This is a genomic window from Candidatus Saccharibacteria bacterium (assembly GCA_016700315.1).
Lineage (GTDB): Bacteria > Patescibacteriota > Saccharimonadia > Saccharimonadales > SZUA-47.
This window is the reverse complement of sequence record CP065013.1, coordinates 307195-323004: the sequence shown is the minus strand read 5'-3', so window position 1 is coordinate 323004 and position 15810 is coordinate 307195. Positions and strand designations below refer to the sequence as shown.

Below are 15810 nucleotides of genomic sequence, written 5' to 3'. Positions count from 1 at the left end.
TATCTATAATCTAAATATATGATTTTATATGGAGTAGCGGGGACTAACGGCAGCGGCAAAGACACTTTGTGCCAGCTACTGGCCGAACGTAATGAGTTTTTGTTTGTGTCGGTTACCGATATGCTCAGAAATGAAGCAGCCAAGCGCGGTTTGCCGATTGAACGTGAAGTTTTACGTACAATTAGCGCAGAATGGCGGCGGGAGCAAGGCCTAGGAGTTCTCGTAGACAAATCTCTCGATTTCTTTGAGTCCCAAGGAGGATCTAGCAAGTACAATGGTCTCGTTATGGCTAGTATGCGTAACCCAGGAGAGGCCGACAGGGTGCATGGACTAAACGGATTTATGATTTGGACAGATGCTGACCCAGCCATACGATATAAGAGGATTTTTGATCGACAAAGAACTAGCGAAGATAACAAAACTTATGAGCAGTTTTTGGAGGAAGAAAAGGCCGAGATGTCCAGCTCAGGCGATAGCGCTACTTTGAACATGGCGGCTGTTAAAGAAAAGTGCGATATCTTTGTAAATAATTACACTGATGATATAGAAACTTTTTACGCCGAAATAGTAAAGCAACTAGGTTTATGAGCAAATGATCGAGACTCAGCTAAAGCTCTATCAAGATCGTATCAACAAAGAGATAGATGATTTTTGCGACAAGCTAGTTAATGATTTTTCGAAGCAGCATGGTACTTATTCAGAGGAAGTAATCGGAGTCTACTGCGACATGTTGCGCCGGGGAGGTAAGCGGTTACGCGGGCTTTTGACGCTGGTTGCCTACGATATGTGTGGTGGACGCGATAAGCAATTAGCCAATAAGCTGGCGTTGGTTGTCGAAATGATTCACACTTATGTTCTTATCATGGACGATATAGTTGATGAGTCTTTGACCCGGCGTGATGGCCCAACAGCACACCGCGTAATGCAGTCTGTATTTGAGACAAAAAATCTAAAAGGCGAAAAAAAGCATTTTGGAAATTCTCAAGCGCTTCATGCAGGACTAGCTGGAGCTCATTTGGCGCAGCTAGAGCTTAATAATCTGGAAACCGACACCCGGACGATTAATAGTTTATCAAGAGATTTGCAGCAGTCCTTACTTGTTGCTATAAACGGTCAAATCGAAGATGTATTTTTCGAGGCCTTAAGTGGCGAAGTAAGTGTAGATAATGTGCTGGCAATGAACGAGCGAAAAACTGCTTACTACTCCTTTTTGATGCCACTTCGGCTAGGTGCAATTATGGCAGGAGTTGTAGAAGAAGAAAAACTTCATATGCTTCGAGAGTTTTCGCTATTTGCCGGTACAGCTTATCAGGTTGAAGACGATTTAATCGATCTGTTTAGCGATTCGGATGCCAGCGATATTAAAGAAGGGAAGATGACTTATTTAGTAGCTGAGACGCTTAGCCGTCTTACGCCCGAGCAAAAGCAGGACTTTTTGAGTGTCTTAGGAAAACCGAACGTTAGTGAGGCGGAAGCTGAGTGGTTTAGGTCTGTGGTTGTCGATCACGACGTTGACGATTCAGCGCGTGACCTTATTGCTAGTATGACTCAGAAATCTCTAGAAACTGTCGATTCGTTTCCGCCCGAATGGCGAGCATCCCAGGTAGAGTTCTTGCGCGAATTTATCTCGCGGCTTGGTAGCAGGACTAGCTAGCTAGCACCCACTCTTTAACGATTTTTTCCCATTTTCGGTACTCTTCTTCAGTAAACTGCATATTAGCAATGCAAAAGCGGCGATTAGTTAACTGCGAGCAGAACATGCAGTCCGATAAACCATTAGAGTCCTTGATGAAGAGGCAATTTGAAATATTCCCGGACCAAGAAACCTGAAAACTCTTGGATATATTTTTACTATCGTCAACACGTAGAGAGTATACGCAGGTTCCAGATCTTTGGATGGCAGCGGAAAATTCTGAGTCATGCGAACTTTCGCTAAAAAGAATATTTTTGGAGTCGTGAATATCTATCGATCTGTAGATATTTTGTGAACCATAAATTGCATCACTTTTTGCGATGTTGATTGAATTTAGCGTTCTTTCAGTCGCAGTGTAATTGGTTTCTTGCCAATAGCGCATTATATCTTCAACGGAGTTGATTGGTTTTTTTGGCTCTAACTTTTCTTCTTCGTTTTTTAGACTATCAAACGTCAGGTATTTACTATGCTTTGTGTTTTGCGCCCAGGTTGACTCACCTGTTTTTGTTTCAAAAACTTCTCCAGTTAAACGAATATCAAATGCGAATTTTGCAGCGAACTGCTCTAGTGTAAATGGATTTTGGAGTCCGAATATCTGGCCAATTATTTTGTCGGCGATTTCTTGTGCTTTTTGGTCGTTCATCTTTTTACTCCTTTCCATTTTCTTTTGTTGATTGCTCGTTCATGATTGCATCCAAACTGACAGGCCTCTCCTGTGCAGGATTTGGCCGTAAGTCTGGCGGTTTCCTGTCTGGAGGTGGTTCATTTTGTATACTAAGATGACTTGAAGAGCTGCTACTGTCTTTCAGGACAAAAGGCTCTAAGTCGCGTATGATACCAGCATAGTCAGACGAATCTAATTTAGCGCCCTCAATTGCGGCTTCCGCCTTTGCGAAAAAGTTGTCGATTGAAATTACTGGCCCTTCATACATTTGAGGTTTATAGTCCTTTGTAACGCTGGTCTCTATTACGTGCTGCCGCGTATCCAGAGTCTTAGCTTTGAAGCAGGGGAGTAGCATGCCATTACTCGCAATACGGACTATGCATTCTCTTGGGTGTAAATCTGTCAAATGTCGTATCTTTATTGTTTCTTCTTTGATCCCTTTTTCTTTCGCCTCAACTAGAGTTTCATTGGGCAGCTCCATTGGTAAATTACCAACTAGTTGGATGGCATCTTCTTCTGCGACTCTAAAGCAATAGTAGTTTGATACGTTTGCGAATATTGAATCTCGTAGGCTCTTATCGACTTGAGCAAAGTATTGCTGAGTAAGAATTACAAAAAGGTTAAACTTCCTGGCTTCACTCAAGATTGCCGACAGGGCGGGGTTCTGAACTACCGACACTTCGTCGATGAAAAGTAGGACTTTTTCGTTAAAGGCTCTGGACTGTGCAAGTAGGAATATCTGCTGAATTAGTAGGCCCGCAATTGTCTTGACGACCTTTTCGCCCATGCTAACCTTGTTTAACGAAAAAACGGTCAAAAAGCTATCTCTAATGGTGCTTTGTATTGAAAGCCCTCCCTCGGCCATTAGAGCAGGTTGTAGCTCGAGTTCGTCGACGATTGCGATAATCGGAAGAATGCCTTCGTTATAAAATGCGGTGCGGATTTCGTTGTAGTCAGTAGCAAAGAAGTGGCTGATATTATGCGGAACGTGCCCCTGAACATGATCTAGCACTTGCTGTCGTACTTCTACGTCTGTCAAAAAACGCTTCAACATGCTTAATGACATAGATTTTGCAGTAAACAACACGTATAGCGTAAAACGCATTACTCTTTCTACTCTAGGGTTAAAACTATCTCCCATTAGTGACTTCATCAGAGTCGACGTTAGTTCAGTAGCAGCAGTTGTGTCGGCTTCTGCCCCAGCAAAAAGTTCTGTGTTTTCGGCTTTAAAGTCAATGATTTTTGACGAGTCTATATGCTTCAAGTCTTCAGCTAAGTTGGCATGCGGGTCAATAACTACAACACGATAATTGAACCTATTCGGCATTCGACTTAGTCTATCTATAAACAATTCAATGAACTTTGATTTGCCACTTCCCGAAGCTCCAACAATCATTGAATGCTTATCAAATTCGTACGTAGGGAGTGCTAAGTAATATGGCTGAGGAAAATATGGGAACGTGTCTACCTCCAAGATTGCGTTCATATTTTCGGAGTTAATTATATGTAGAGCCTTTTCAATATTAAGATACTTCGGGGTCTCGGTTCGCATAAAGTTATTGGAAACTTCAAAATCCATTGCGAATAAGTGGGCGGGGAATTTGTTGGTTATCTTTTTTGCAAGTGAGTAATCGCCTTTAGCGTTTTTGAAGTAGAGCAGCATTTTTACGTGAGCATACTCAAAATTTACCCTCGTCACCTGGCAAACGAAATGTTCAAGCATCTTGCCTCGTCTTAAGGACATTTTTTCTTTTAACGTTGTCAGTGATCCACTTGTCACAAAATTTACGAACCTCTCTCTGGAGACGTGTTTTGGCAATTCTATTTCTTTTTCTTGGACTTCTCGTAGAACACAAAAGTGCACACTCCCAGATATTGAACTAAGATCTCTATCGCTTTCAACAAAATACCTAAAGTGATTTTCCCGCATTAAAATGTGGAATTTAACGCTCGAGAATGTACCGAGATGAGCTGTAAGAGTATTATATAATTCAAAAAAATCTTCTTTTGTCACCTGTGATTTACTGACAACTAGTTCAAAGACTTTGATCATCTAAGTGATATTGTAAACATTATGCGGTTTAATTGGTAGGGTTTAAGAGTATAATTACACCTAATGGAGAGTAGAAAAAAACTTGCGATTATCGACGGAAAGTCAGTCTTTTACCGTGGCTATTACGCGATGCCGGGGCTTTCGACCGCCGACGGGACGCCAACAGGGGGAGTTTATGGCTTCGCAGCAATGGCGCTGGAGCTGATTAAGCGGCTCAAACCAGATTATGTTTGTGTAGCTTGGGATAAACCAAAAACCAATATCCGAAAACGACTAGCCGTCTACCCAGACTACAAGGCAGGACGAAAGCCGGCACCGCCAGACTTTTATGTACAAATTCCTATTCTTCACGAGCTGCTAAGAGCACTAAATTGGCCGCTATACGAACTCGATGATTACGAGGCAGACGATATTATGTGTGGCCTGGCTAAAAAAGCTGATGCCGCCGGGTTAGAGACAATGCTAATCACCAGTGATCTTGATGCACTGCAGTGCATTAGCGAGAACACCCATGTCTATGCGCTCAAAAAAGGACTAACAAATATCGAGCTTTATCGGCCAGAACAATTTCGTGATAAATACGGCCTCGAGCCTGAGCAATTTCTGGACTTAAAAGCTCTAAAAGGCGATTCGTCGGACAACATTCCCGGTGTTCCTGGCATTGGTGAAAAAACAGCGGTTGAACTACTTAAACAATACAAAACTCTCGATGGTGTTTACGAGAATGTTGCTCTCACCAAGGGCGCAGTACAGAAAAAGCTTGAAGCGGGGCGAGATTCGGCCTACATGAGTAAAGAAATTGCTCGACTTTACGCAGATGCGCCAATCGAGCTGGACCTTGAACAAATGGACATAAATAAGCTAGATACGAATGAGCTGGCAAGCATACTAAAGCGCCTAGAGTTCAGGAGCCTGCTGCGCAACTTGCCACAAGGAATGCGTAGTGATTCGTCCAAAGTAGCAGTTGCAGAATCGACAAATGACCTTTCGTCAAACATAAGTGCGGCAATCCTCGATCTCAAAACCCCGACACCTGTCTACGTTCAGGAGAGCTCCGCAGTGTCATCGCTGCAGCTTGAAGGGGATGTAGTAATTTTTGCTCGCAGCAGTGGTAAGCACGGTCACGAGCCAACTGTTTTGGCGCTATCTGACAAAACAAATTGCTATATTTTTGATTTAAGAAAATCAGTAGCTAATTCCCATCTACCATCTACCATCGACCAACTACTAAACGGCAAAGCCGTTACCGGGCACGATTTAAAGAATATCTTTCAAATTTTACTCGAGCTTGGGATAGAAAACTTGCCGCAGGTAAGCCACGACACACAAGTTGGCGCATTTATTGTTAATTCTCTGAGGCGAGATTTTTCGCTTACGGCGCTTGCGAGCGAGGATCTAAACTACGCTGGTGAGCTCGACAATATTGATGATGATGAAGCGCTAATTAAGCTACCAGAAATCTGCGCTGTGATCCGGGGGCTTGCTGAGCGACAGGGTGAGCAAATGAGCGAGGTTACAAGTTTGATCAAAATGGCCGAGCAAGTGGACTGGCCAGTGATACCAGTCTTAGCTCGAATTGAGCGTACTGGGGTGAAGATTGAGCCAAGCTTTTTCAAGGTTTTATCTGACAAGTTAACAGATCAAATTAGTGACATTGAACAAACAATTTATGGCTATGCCGACCAAGAGTTTAATATCTCAAGTCCTAGCCAGCTGAGTGATATTTTGTTTGTGAAGCTAAACTTGCCTACAATCGCAAGCAAGAAAGGGAAGGCTGGCCACTTCAGCACAGCCAGTAACGTACTCGCTAAACTAAAAGACCTTCACCCGATCATCAACGATATCGAGAAATATCGTGAGTACACAAAGCTCAAAAGTACCTACGTAGATACGCTGCCAGAGCAGGTAGATGAGAACAATCGTATACATACAACACTGGCGCTGACGGTCGCAGCAACTGGCCGGCTTAGTAGCAACGATCCCAACTTGCAGAACATTCCTATCCGCACCGAAATTGGTCGAGAGATCAGAACTGGCTTTATCGCCGAGCCTGGCAATGTATTGGTGAGTGCCGACTACAGTCAGTTTGAGCTTCGCATTGCCGCGGCACTGAGCGGTGATCAAGCAATGATTGAGTCGTTTAACTCTGATCGAGACATTCATATCGAGACGGCCGCTTTGGTTCAAGGTGTCAAGCCCGAAGAAGTCAGCAAAGAGATGCGCTACGCGGCCAAAGCTGTTAATTTCGGTATTTTGTATGGGCAAGGTGTTCACGGACTCAGTGAAGGAACGGGCATGAGCTACGCCGATTCCAAAAAGTTTATCGATAAATACTTCGAGGTGCGCCCCAAACTGAAGGCAATGATGGAGCGTTTTCGTGACCAAGCCAAAAACAAAGGTTTTGTGGAGACGCCGCTCGGACGTCGCCGCCCAACGCCGGATGCTCGGAGCAGCAATTTTGTCGTACGTGAGGCAGCTTTGCGGGCCGCAATCAATATGCCAATTCAGGGAGGCGCTGCTGATATAACCAAGATGGCAATGTCTAAATTAGAAAGCCAATTTAGACACTGGAACGAGGAACGAGGAACGAGGAACGAGGAAGAGCCGAGACAGATATTGCAGATACATGACAGTATTTTGGTTGAATGTGCCGAAGCTGATGCTGAGCGGGTTGGCAAAATGATGAAGCAGACTATGGAAAATATTTATCCAGAGCTGGGCGTAAAACTGCGTGTAGACATATCCACCGGTAAAACATGGGGGGAGCTATGATTAACCACGAGTTTTACAGGTATTTCATTTTACGGTATAGTTGGCAAGGGATATGGATAATTTTGAGTTTGCTTGTCGAGATCTAGAAAAGAACCACAGGCCTATTACGCAAAGAGTTCAGCTCTTCGATAAAAATGTTTATCTTGGGCTTTTAGCATTGGGTGGCTATTATCTTTTGATTGTCATGTTTTTGATACATGGCAGTTTGGTGGGTATTTAAAGATGAGTTACCACCATTTCTCCATTATTTTATTGAGGTTTATTCTAATAGCTCGGCTATTTGTAAGTTGATAGGCTTGGATAACCAAAGGCAATTTTAGGGTACGAGCGTTAATTAACCACTGGTCTCGATTATGTCCTATTTTGCTTTCAACGTGGAATATTTTTCGTGGATTTGAACCAGACTATTTACGGCAAAACTTAACATAGGGTGTGATCAATGAAAATTTGATGGGTTGATGTCTTATCTCTTATAGTTTTGCTCTAGTATAACTGGGGCCTACGGCCAAGCCAAAAATATTGGAGAAAATAAAGTTTCTTATGTTGCACTGTCTATTACTTTGATTTCAAGGGCTTTACTGGTGAGAGTTTACGTAGTTTAATGATGGCATCGATAACAAAATGAAAATTATAGCAGGCAATAAAGTTATCGCCACAGATGGAGACAAAGACACGTATTTTGTTGCTGTAAAGGCATGAGTTCGTAAGGGTTGTGGGATTGCTTATGGTAAAAGATAAGTTCGGTGGTGGGGATCTTCCTGGCGGCAGAATAAAAAAATGACTGTTTAATGCCAAAGCTTGAAGGACTGTTTTGCTAAGAAAATTAAAGAAGAACTTGGGTCAAAGATTCAATACAGTATCGGCGAGCCCAAAGCCTTTTATAGAGTAGAAAGAATAGAAGCCTTAACAAACCAGCTAGTGCATATTTTTGGGTTTAGGCTCGTTAATCTTGCAAGACAGTGAAGTGTCGGAAGTTTGGTATATTTTGAAGAGATCAGTGGGTTAATATAAAATGCTGCGAGCCGACAAAACTCAAAACAACGGCTGGATGCGAGGCTTAAGTCAATACCTTAGGAGGAATACGTTGAAAGTTTATATAGCTGGTAAGGTATCAAAAAAATCATTTTTTGAAACTGACCATTGGAGAGATGATTTTTGCGCAGAAATTTCAGATTTGGCGGAATTCTTAGAAAATCTTGATCCTACAAAAGAATTCAAGAGTTTTATGAGTTATTTTCAGGATTTTTTCAAAAGACTGCAAATTAATATACAAAGCCGATTTCATAATTGTCTATTTATCTGACGATATTAGTGTGGGTGGCTCACAAGAGATCTTGATAGCAAAGTATCTGGGCAAGCCTGTGATTGGTTTTGCACCGTACGGCGGTAAGTTTAACGGTTGTGAAAAAGAAATGGACGGTAAGATAATCCAAAACTACAAAGACCCGTTTGTTTTTAGTACCTGCGACGTGGTTTGCGGCACGATTGAAGAAGTTGCACAGGCCGTCAAAGGTATAGATAAACTTGTTCCCAAGACACTATCCATAATCGATAAGGCGCTAGAATTGCGCTGAACGAGGAAGTGCAGAGACAAGCAGAGACAACTGGTCAAGCAGCTCAAGCTTTTGAACGCGTAAGTGTGGTTTTTCTTTCCAAGGACTATCCTTGGAAAGGTTGGGAAGAAAAAATGATAGCATGCAGGGTGTGGATAAGTCGTTGTTACTTATGGTTATATATGATATTGTTCGGGTATAAATTAAAACACAAAAACAATAAAAAAGAGAGTTAAGATGACAAAACGTCGAAATTCAACTACAAATCAATTTATGAACTCGGCAGCTGGCTCGGCTGCAATTATGCTTAGTGCTAAAAGCGGTCTCAAGCTAACAAAGCCTATGGACAATAAACCAGCCCCAAGTGGTGACACGCACATTAGCGGTACGGGACTTAAATCGGCAGATAGTTGGAACCTTCGCCAGCCGAACCGCGAACTGAAGTTTGCACCAGGTCAGCATCCGGGAGGTCACAGTAAAGAGCAGATCGCTCAGTTCAACAAAGACACTAAGTACTGGGGTGATGCAGAGTGGGAAGCCTTCCAAAAAATGAGTCGTATTGCCGCCGACAGCTCTTGGGCGATGGCTCATCACAATCAGCCCAGCCAGAGGTGGAAAGACTTCGAAGCCATGGCCAAAAACGGTGGTCAAGTACCTCCCAAAGACGACAAAATCACGGTTAACAGTCAGACTTTGAACAAAAGTGACGTAGCCAAGTTTGCCGCAACGCTCAACAAGCTAACACCCGAACAAAGAGATAAATGGATAGAAGCAAACAAAAGTGGCGGATCTGGGTCAACTACAATTGGACAGGGCCAACACCCCGGAGCGCCGGGCGCTAATAAAACAATTATTATTAAAGACGCTAATGGCAAAGACAAGAAAATTACTGGAAATGACTTAGATAAATTTGCTAATGCCTATGGCAAGTTAACGCCAGATCAGCAAAAAGCCTGGAACAAGATGATGGTCGAGAACCATTCGGCGCTGACTCAGCGCGGCTCTGAAAGCCAAAGCATGAAGAACTTCAAATCTTCTACATTGTCAGCTGCGCAAGCACAAAAACTCAAAGAAATTAGCGCGGATCCAGCCAAAAAGAAGGCCTTTGAAACATGGGTAAAAGGTGCGACTAACAATGAAAACAAACTCAAAGAAATCAACGCGGACCCAGTGAAAAAGAAAGCCTTTGAACAATGGGTCACTAAGGCTGCCGCCTACGACAAACATTCTAAAAATGCAATTTTTGGCAAAAACGACTCGCCGCTACCTGTTAGCCCAGTACGTAGAAATGTGGTGAGGTAATAAAAATGAAACACAAAGTAAAGCACAAAAGTAACAAAACAAACAAAGGAGCCAAAGTGGACGACCCAACAGTATTGAGAATTAACCAAACTGCTAGATTAGCAGCCCAAAAGGCTAGAAGTGTTGTAGGAACTGGCAAACATAGTCAAGACAGTGATAGCTCCGGAGAACCTCCTATTTTCCGAACAGTTGATCCAGAAGGCTTAGGGAAAAAGCCCACCACTATGTCCTATGTTGATGATCCAAACAAAGGTAGAAATAGTGCGCCAGTCGCAAAACCTGGCTCTCTCAGTGGCGAAGCAGCTCGTAATGGAGCAACAGACATTAAGCCGACCTCACCCGTAACTGGTAGACACGGTGCCACAGGCTATGAGGCCGCAAAGAATTTATATGTTGTAGGAACTGGCAAACATAGTCAAGACAGTGATAGCGGTTTGAACAGTTGATCCAGAAGGCTTAGAGAAGCCCACCCTTTCCTTCATGATGCAAACAAAGAAAGCCGCAACCGGCCCCAGCCCCCGGGCATTCTTCAAGATGCAAGTTGCAAATGACGCTTCGCTTGCCCAAAGAGGCCAGCAGACCAAAGCCAAGCAAAATTTCGACTCAATGCTCAAGCGACAAGCAGCTGCCTCAGTTCAGGCTAAAGCTGACCGAGAAGATAATGATTGGGCGAGAAGTACTTTGATGAAAAAACCGTCATTGTCTACCAAAAAGCCTAGTAAGCCACCTGTAGCAACCGGTGGTTATAGTAGAGGAAACTCCAATGGCTATGATGAGGTATACAAGCCCAAGTCCGTTGTGTACCCACCGCCAAAAACCTATCGGCCTGGGGTTAATACTCCCAGAGCAATTTAGAAAAAAGCTTTAGTGTAACTTAACCTCAATCTCCTGACTCTCTTCCGGCTCAGGAGGTTGTTGGTTTTCTATAACCTGTTCTTGCTGGGGCAAAGCTTGCTGGTATGAACGCTGTTCGTTGTTTATCATGTTTTGCGACTCAACATATTCAGCTTGCTGGGGTTCGTTTGTCTGCTGTTGGGCAACATAATGCTGTTCAGTTTCGCCAGAAATGACTGCTTGATCAGCCGTAGGCTGGCCAACGTATTCTATTATTTGCGGTGCTTCGGCAAGTTGCTCTGGCTGTTCGATTACATCATTACGTTGTTCGGCTGCCTGCAGAGCCAAAAATTTGTCCAGGATAGCTGGGTCTATATAAGCCTGTTCGTCTTGTATCTCAGCTTCAACATTCTTTTGGTCTAGACCTTCCAAAACACTTAGGTAGTAATCAAGGCCGCCAAGTTCATTCACATTGGTAAGCGTGCCGCTATCAAGAACGTAAATTGTGTCCATCAGGGCGAGCAGAGCCTTGCGGTGGGTTACCATAAGTACGGTTTTGCCTTGCACCATTTGCATAAGCGAGTCTCGGATATAGTTTTCACTTTTGGCGTCCAGAGCGGCTGTTGGCTCGTCGAGGCACACAATGGGGGCGTCTTTGATTAAAGCTCTAGCTATAGCGACACGTTGACGCTGACCGCCGGACAGCGAAGAGCCATTTTCACCAGCTGGCGAGTTAATACCCAGTGGCAGGCGTACAGCAAACTCGGCCACGTTACTAACAATTATCGCATCTTTAACTCTCTCGTCTGATATTTCATGGTATGCGTCTCCGTCGTAGAGGTTGTCTAGTATCGTACCTGTGAAAAGCTGAGGACTTTGACTTACCCAGGCGATTTTTTGCCTTAGTTCATGCAGCGAGACTGATTGCGTGTCGATACCGTCAATAAAAATTTTGCCCTGATTTGGCTCAATGAAAAGGGGCATTAGTTTTAGAATAGTGCTTTTCCCAGAACCCGAAGGACCGATGACGCCGACTTTCTCGCCTTCTTTGATATGCAAGTTGAGATTGTTGAAAATGGTCTGACTACCGTATGTGTAAGATACATCTCTGAAGTCTATAACTCCTTTGATATTTGGAGGTACGTGGGCATCTCGCCTAAGGTCTTCTATGCCTTGGTGATCGCTTATAACTTCGTAAACACGGCCTACGTCGATTAGTTTTTGGTTGCGACTGGTGATTTCCTGTACCAAGCCTTCTATTGGCCCCAGTAAGTAGCCCATGTAAGTCATGAAAATGAGTAGCTCACCAAAAGTCAGCTGGCCGTTGAGCGCAGCCGTGCCTCCAAAATACATCACAATCGATGTTGCGATAATCACCAGAAAGGAATTGGCGTCCTGGAGTAAGTTGCCCCACATCATTGTTTTTTTAGTTAGGTAGTAGCTTCTCATCCAAAGACGGTCGATTTTGTTTATTTGCTTATCCTCAAGTGTGAAGGCCTGAACCGTTTCGGCGTTGTCTACTGACTCGTTTATGCTGGCTGCTGTATCGCTGGCTACCTCCGTAAGCTGTTGGTTATAAAAGCCCAACTTGGGGCCAAAAATACGCATAGTTAGGTACAAAAGCGGCATTAAGACAACCGATACTAGTGTCAGTTTAGGATTAAAACTTATCATGATGGCCAACACACCAATGATCATGATGATAGAACCGATTATGGCCGAAGTAGTGCCTAGAACCAGATCCGAAAGGCTGTTGGTAACGACGTTTTGACGATAAACATAGTCGCCCTTTGCTAAACGCTCCTGATGAAAAAGCGGTAAATGCAAAATGTGACGTAAAGACTCTTGCTTGATAGAGCGGTTCAGCCAAAAACCAATTTTAAGCAGAATAAAGTCGCTGAAAAAATCAAAGGCAGCTCCCAAGACAAAAAGAGCGATACTCATTAGTGCGGTGATAAGTATAAGAGTTGGAGTGTGAGTGTATGGCTCAAGCGGGCCCCAAGCTGGGATATCACCGAAGGCTGAGTCGGCTAGGATTTTGGTTGGCCAAGGTTTGAGCAGGGCAATGCCTGCCTGAACCATACCTATCAAAACTACTACAACTACTGCTGGTCTTGCTTTTTTGTGATATTTTTCTAGCCAAACCCTAAAGCCAGAACGCTGCGACTCCTCATGGTGGGTTTGCAGCCATTGTTCGACAGTCTCATTAACAATCTCGGCAGGCCAACCCTGGCTGGTAAGCACGTCACCAAGCATAGATGTCGGAACGCCACTTGCCACAGCCATATCTATGGCTTCTAGCAACTTCTGTTTCATACCAATATCATCCCCACTCATCGCTTATGCTTATTATAAATGAATTCGTGCTTTACGGAGCTATTGCAATAGAGATAAAACTGTTATATAATACGACCATTATGGTTAGGAAATTGGGACTAACGATCGGCTTTACTGTATTTTTGGGAGTACTGTTGATACTAAGTGTTTGGGGTGTTTTTGCAATCGGCAAGAGAGTCTTTAGGCCTTCAGGATCAAAAGTTGCCGGTATAACGACCATTACTGCATCTGATAATTATGAAAAATTCATTACTAACGGCAATGGGGCACAGCTGGAAGTCCAAGGACCAGTTAAGGGAAATGAAGATTTCAAATCATACAAAATCACTATTACGCCAAGTGAGCGTAGGGTACAGCTTATTCGCGGTTACGATGGTGTCGTTACAAAAGAACAATCATCTGCCAACAGCCAACAAGCCTACGAAGTATTTATGCGGTCTATCGGTAAGTTGAACTTTGACAGTAAAACAAGTGGAGTTACTGAAGACGAAAGAGGCTTTTGCCCAATGGGCCGACGTTATATTTATTCAATTTTAGATGAGTCTGACATGCCTCTGGTGCGAACCTGGGCTACTAGCTGCGGCAATAGTGGTAATTCAAAGGCATCAGGCGCAGTTAGGCTATTATTCAACGAACAAATACCGGAATACGCTAAGTTTTTTGGCGATTTCGGCCTGTTGTAGAGACAGCCACGTCTGGCCTAAATATTATTGAGACTGTAAACTAGTTGTAGATGATCAAGGCAATTATTTTTGACTGTTTTGGTGTGCTTTTGAACGACTCAATGGATGCGGCGGTTGGCACTCTGAGCGTTAGCGGTCGGCAGCGACAAGATTTACGCGATATAATGAATGCTGCAAACTTGGGGCTTTTGACAGCCAAAGAAGCGCGCGAACAACACGCGCAAGTCTTAGGAATTAGCGCAGAAGAGTGGACTCAGTTGGTCGCAAGCCATGAAGGTCGTGACACAAGACTTTTTGCTTACATCTTGGAGTTGAAAAAGCGGTATAAAACAGCGATTTTGAGTAATGTTTCGGAAGGTGGAATTAGTCGAAGGTTTTCCGCAGAAGAACTTGCTCAGTATTTTGACGTGGTGGTTGAGAGCGGTGCCATTGGAGTCGGTAAACCAGATGCGGAAATCTATGAGCATACACTAAAAAAACTTGCTATCATGCCTAACGAAGCTATTTTTACAGATGATCGTGACGAATATTGTGCTGCTGCCGTTGAAGCTGGGCTCAGCGCTATCTTGTTTACGGGCTTTGATAAATTTAAATCTGATCTAGAGGAACTTCTAGTCGCCGATTCTAATTCGTAGAGGTTTGTCGAGACCGCAAGCCTTTGCTATTTTGATGCGTTCCATCTGGAGCGTGCTGGCCAGACTGGCACTGGCTACGGCTAAGACGTAATTTCTCTGGGAAACCGAGACGCTGCAATATGAATCGTAATGCTCGCCGATATAGCGCTTAATATCTTCTAAAAACTGTTTTTCATCTGGCACTCGTCTGCCGATTATGTTGCTTACTGAGTCCATATAGCTATTATATTCTTGTTTATCTAGATATGGCCATAATCAAAAACTAGGAGTATTATCCAGATAGGCACTAATAAAGAGAAAAACATGTTAAGTAGCCCAGAATTCAAACCCGGTAGATGGAACGAAAGACGCGACCCAAACTTTGGGCGTTGTGGTTTTCATCTAAACTTCTTCCCGGCCAAAGACCCTGAAGACTCACCGTTGATAGTGCTGAAGGGTGGGCTGGGCGATGATGGCTCTCACTCACTAGGAGAGATTACAGAAGCCATGATTGATATAGGAAGTGGCGAAGTTTCGGTAGCAACAGTTGGCACAGTTAGACCGTATGACCTTAGAAAAGCATTTAAAGCTGCCTTCGTAGCTGAGGATACAAGCTATTCCAGGTACTTAAGGCTAAAAGCTTTTAACAAGGGTGCGGAAGAGACCGAACGCACATTAAGGCCAAGTGCTGTGCTGTATGGAGGTCAATCTCAAGGAGGTGTAACAGCAATTGATGTTGCCCTAGATCGTCGTGATAAGCAGCGTGAAAGCCGTAAAAGTGGCTTACCTTACGGTGTAGTCACTATAAACGCACCAGGTGTATATGACGCAATGGACTATGAGGGTATTGATCTTGTCAGTGGTCTTTTCAGACTAGTAAAACATGTTTCTGAGGGCGTTTTGTCACTTGAGCGGAAGCAGTTATGTCAGCTAGTCGAAAAAAATTTAAGAAACCCGCTGCTACTACTCGAGTGGGGCTACATGATAGGAGAACTGAGGTACTTGAAGAGCGTTGGTCTCGCCGAGCCGATACAAGATCTTCGACGGTCTCATGTTCCGGTTGGGCACATTTTTCACGACCAAGATATTATTGAAGGAGCTGCTAAAGCTTTGAAAGATTCTAGGGCTTTGGTATTATCTGGCACTCATACTACATTTATGAAAGAGCCAGAGCCGATTGCGCGTGCCCTAGTCAGTGCTGCTAAAGACTTGGTTGAAGCACCCAAAAAACAATTCGAAATGAAGAAGTATACGCCTTTTGCGGTTGATTTGGGGCGTCTGGCTTTGGCGGCTTGATACAATGTC

General features: G+C 43.7%; 14 protein-coding genes. 10 read left to right on the top strand and 4 right to left on the bottom strand.

The features are described from left to right. Nucleotides 1-18: 18 nt before the first annotated feature. On the top strand, nt 19-588 hold the full coding sequence (locus IPO96_01560) for an AAA family ATPase (protein QQS65224.1): 570 nt from the start codon (nt 19-21) through the stop codon (nt 586-588). 4 nt (nt 589-592) lie between these two features. Continuing rightward, entirely contained in the window at nt 593-1654 is a 1062-nt protein-coding gene (locus IPO96_01555; protein ID QQS65223.1) for a polyprenyl synthetase family protein, read from the top strand. Here IPO96_01555 and IPO96_01550 read toward each other — a convergent pair. Then, complete coding sequence (locus IPO96_01550; GenBank protein ID QQS65222.1) at nt 1647-2336, bottom strand: hypothetical protein; 690 nt, start codon at nt 2334-2336, stop codon at nt 1647-1649. The genes IPO96_01555 and IPO96_01550 overlap by 8 nt on opposite strands. 4 nt (nt 2337-2340) lie before the next feature. Further along, a complete protein-coding gene (locus tag IPO96_01545) occupies nt 2341-4410 on the bottom strand; it encodes a type IV secretion system DNA-binding domain-containing protein (protein QQS65221.1) in 2070 nt (689 codons plus the stop codon). Nucleotides 4411-4473: 63 nt separating this feature from the next. Here IPO96_01545 and polA point away from each other — a divergent pair, with 63 nt between their 5' ends. The 5 genes from polA to IPO96_01520 all read left to right on the top strand — a co-directional run bounded on the left by polA (nt 4474) and on the right by IPO96_01520 (nt 10892). Continuing rightward, nucleotides 4474-7182 (top strand): DNA polymerase I, encoded by a 2709-nt coding sequence (polA, locus tag IPO96_01540; protein ID QQS65220.1) that lies wholly within the window; start codon nt 4474-4476, stop codon nt 7180-7182. Between the two features lie 1313 nt (nt 7183-8495). Beyond that, the gene (locus IPO96_01535; protein ID QQS65219.1) at nt 8496-8756 is read left to right on the top strand and encodes a hypothetical protein; all 261 of its coding nucleotides are present in this window, start codon (nt 8496-8498) and stop codon (nt 8754-8756) included. Nucleotides 8757-8972: 216 nt separating this feature from the next. Continuing rightward, nucleotides 8973-10037, top strand: a complete 1065-nt coding sequence (locus IPO96_01530; protein ID QQS65218.1) for a hypothetical protein — start codon at nt 8973-8975, stop codon at nt 10035-10037. A gap of 5 nt (nt 10038-10042) precedes the next feature. Then, nucleotides 10043-10483, top strand: coding sequence for a hypothetical protein (locus IPO96_01525; GenBank protein ID QQS65217.1), 441 nt, complete (start codon nt 10043-10045; stop codon nt 10481-10483). A gap of 34 nt (nt 10484-10517) precedes the next feature. Then, entirely contained in the window at nt 10518-10892 is a 375-nt protein-coding gene (locus tag IPO96_01520) for a hypothetical protein (protein QQS65216.1), read from the top strand. A gap of 9 nt (nt 10893-10901) precedes the next feature. On the opposite strand, the gene IPO96_01515 is transcribed toward IPO96_01520, so the two are convergent. After that, complete coding sequence (locus IPO96_01515; GenBank protein QQS65215.1) at nt 10902-13187, bottom strand: ABC transporter ATP-binding protein; 2286 nt, start codon at nt 13185-13187, stop codon at nt 10902-10904. 101 nt (nt 13188-13288) lie between these two features. Here IPO96_01515 and IPO96_01510 point away from each other — a divergent pair, with 101 nt between their 5' ends. Together IPO96_01510 and IPO96_01505 are read left to right on the top strand one after the other, a co-directional pair. Then, nucleotides 13289-13891: a hypothetical protein gene (locus IPO96_01510; GenBank protein QQS65214.1), complete on the top strand. Its 603-nt coding sequence runs from the start codon at nt 13289-13291 to the stop codon at nt 13889-13891. 50 nt (nt 13892-13941) lie between these two features. Continuing rightward, nucleotides 13942-14526, top strand: coding sequence for an HAD family phosphatase (locus IPO96_01505; protein QQS65213.1), 585 nt, complete (start codon nt 13942-13944; stop codon nt 14524-14526). On the opposite strand, the gene IPO96_01500 is transcribed toward IPO96_01505, so the two are convergent. Beyond that, on the bottom strand, nt 14503-14742 hold the full coding sequence (locus IPO96_01500) for a hypothetical protein (protein ID QQS65212.1): 240 nt from the start codon (nt 14740-14742) through the stop codon (nt 14503-14505). The two genes, IPO96_01505 and IPO96_01500, sit on opposite strands and share 24 nt — an antisense overlap. A gap of 87 nt (nt 14743-14829) precedes the next feature. Between IPO96_01500 and IPO96_01495 the strand changes: the two genes are divergently transcribed. Next, nucleotides 14830-15801 (top strand): hypothetical protein, encoded by a 972-nt coding sequence (locus IPO96_01495; GenBank protein ID QQS65211.1) that lies wholly within the window; start codon nt 14830-14832, stop codon nt 15799-15801. Nucleotides 15802-15810 lie beyond the last annotated feature (9 nt).

Bases quoted from the DNA above. Each gene is read 5' to 3' on its own strand.
- IPO96_01545 (QQS65221.1), bottom strand. From the start codon at position 4,410: ATGATCAAAGTCTTTGAACTAGTTGTCAGTAAATCACAGGTGACAAAA.
- polA (QQS65220.1), top strand. From the start codon at position 4,474: ATGGAGAGTAGAAAAAAACTTGCGATTATCGACGGAAAGTCAGTCTTT.
- IPO96_01525 (QQS65217.1), top strand. From the start codon at position 10,043: ATGAAACACAAAGTAAAGCACAAAAGTAACAAAACAAACAAAGGAGCC.
- IPO96_01555 (QQS65223.1), top strand. From the start codon at position 593: ATGATCGAGACTCAGCTAAAGCTCTATCAAGATCGTATCAACAAAGAG.
- IPO96_01560 (QQS65224.1), top strand. From the start codon at position 19: ATGATTTTATATGGAGTAGCGGGGACTAACGGCAGCGGCAAAGACACT.
- IPO96_01505 (QQS65213.1), top strand. From the start codon at position 13,942: ATGATCAAGGCAATTATTTTTGACTGTTTTGGTGTGCTTTTGAACGAC.
- IPO96_01550 (QQS65222.1), bottom strand. From the start codon at position 2,336: ATGAACGACCAAAAAGCACAAGAAATCGCCGACAAAATAATTGGCCAG.
- IPO96_01500 (QQS65212.1), bottom strand. From the start codon at position 14,742: ATGGACTCAGTAAGCAACATAATCGGCAGACGAGTGCCAGATGAAAAA.
- IPO96_01495 (QQS65211.1), top strand. From the start codon at position 14,830: ATGTTAAGTAGCCCAGAATTCAAACCCGGTAGATGGAACGAAAGACGC.
- IPO96_01530 (QQS65218.1), top strand. From the start codon at position 8,973: ATGACAAAACGTCGAAATTCAACTACAAATCAATTTATGAACTCGGCA.
- IPO96_01510 (QQS65214.1), top strand. From the start codon at position 13,289: ATGGTTAGGAAATTGGGACTAACGATCGGCTTTACTGTATTTTTGGGA.
- IPO96_01515 (QQS65215.1), bottom strand. From the start codon at position 13,187: ATGAAACAGAAGTTGCTAGAAGCCATAGATATGGCTGTGGCAAGTGGC.
- IPO96_01520 (QQS65216.1), top strand. From the start codon at position 10,518: ATGATGCAAACAAAGAAAGCCGCAACCGGCCCCAGCCCCCGGGCATTC.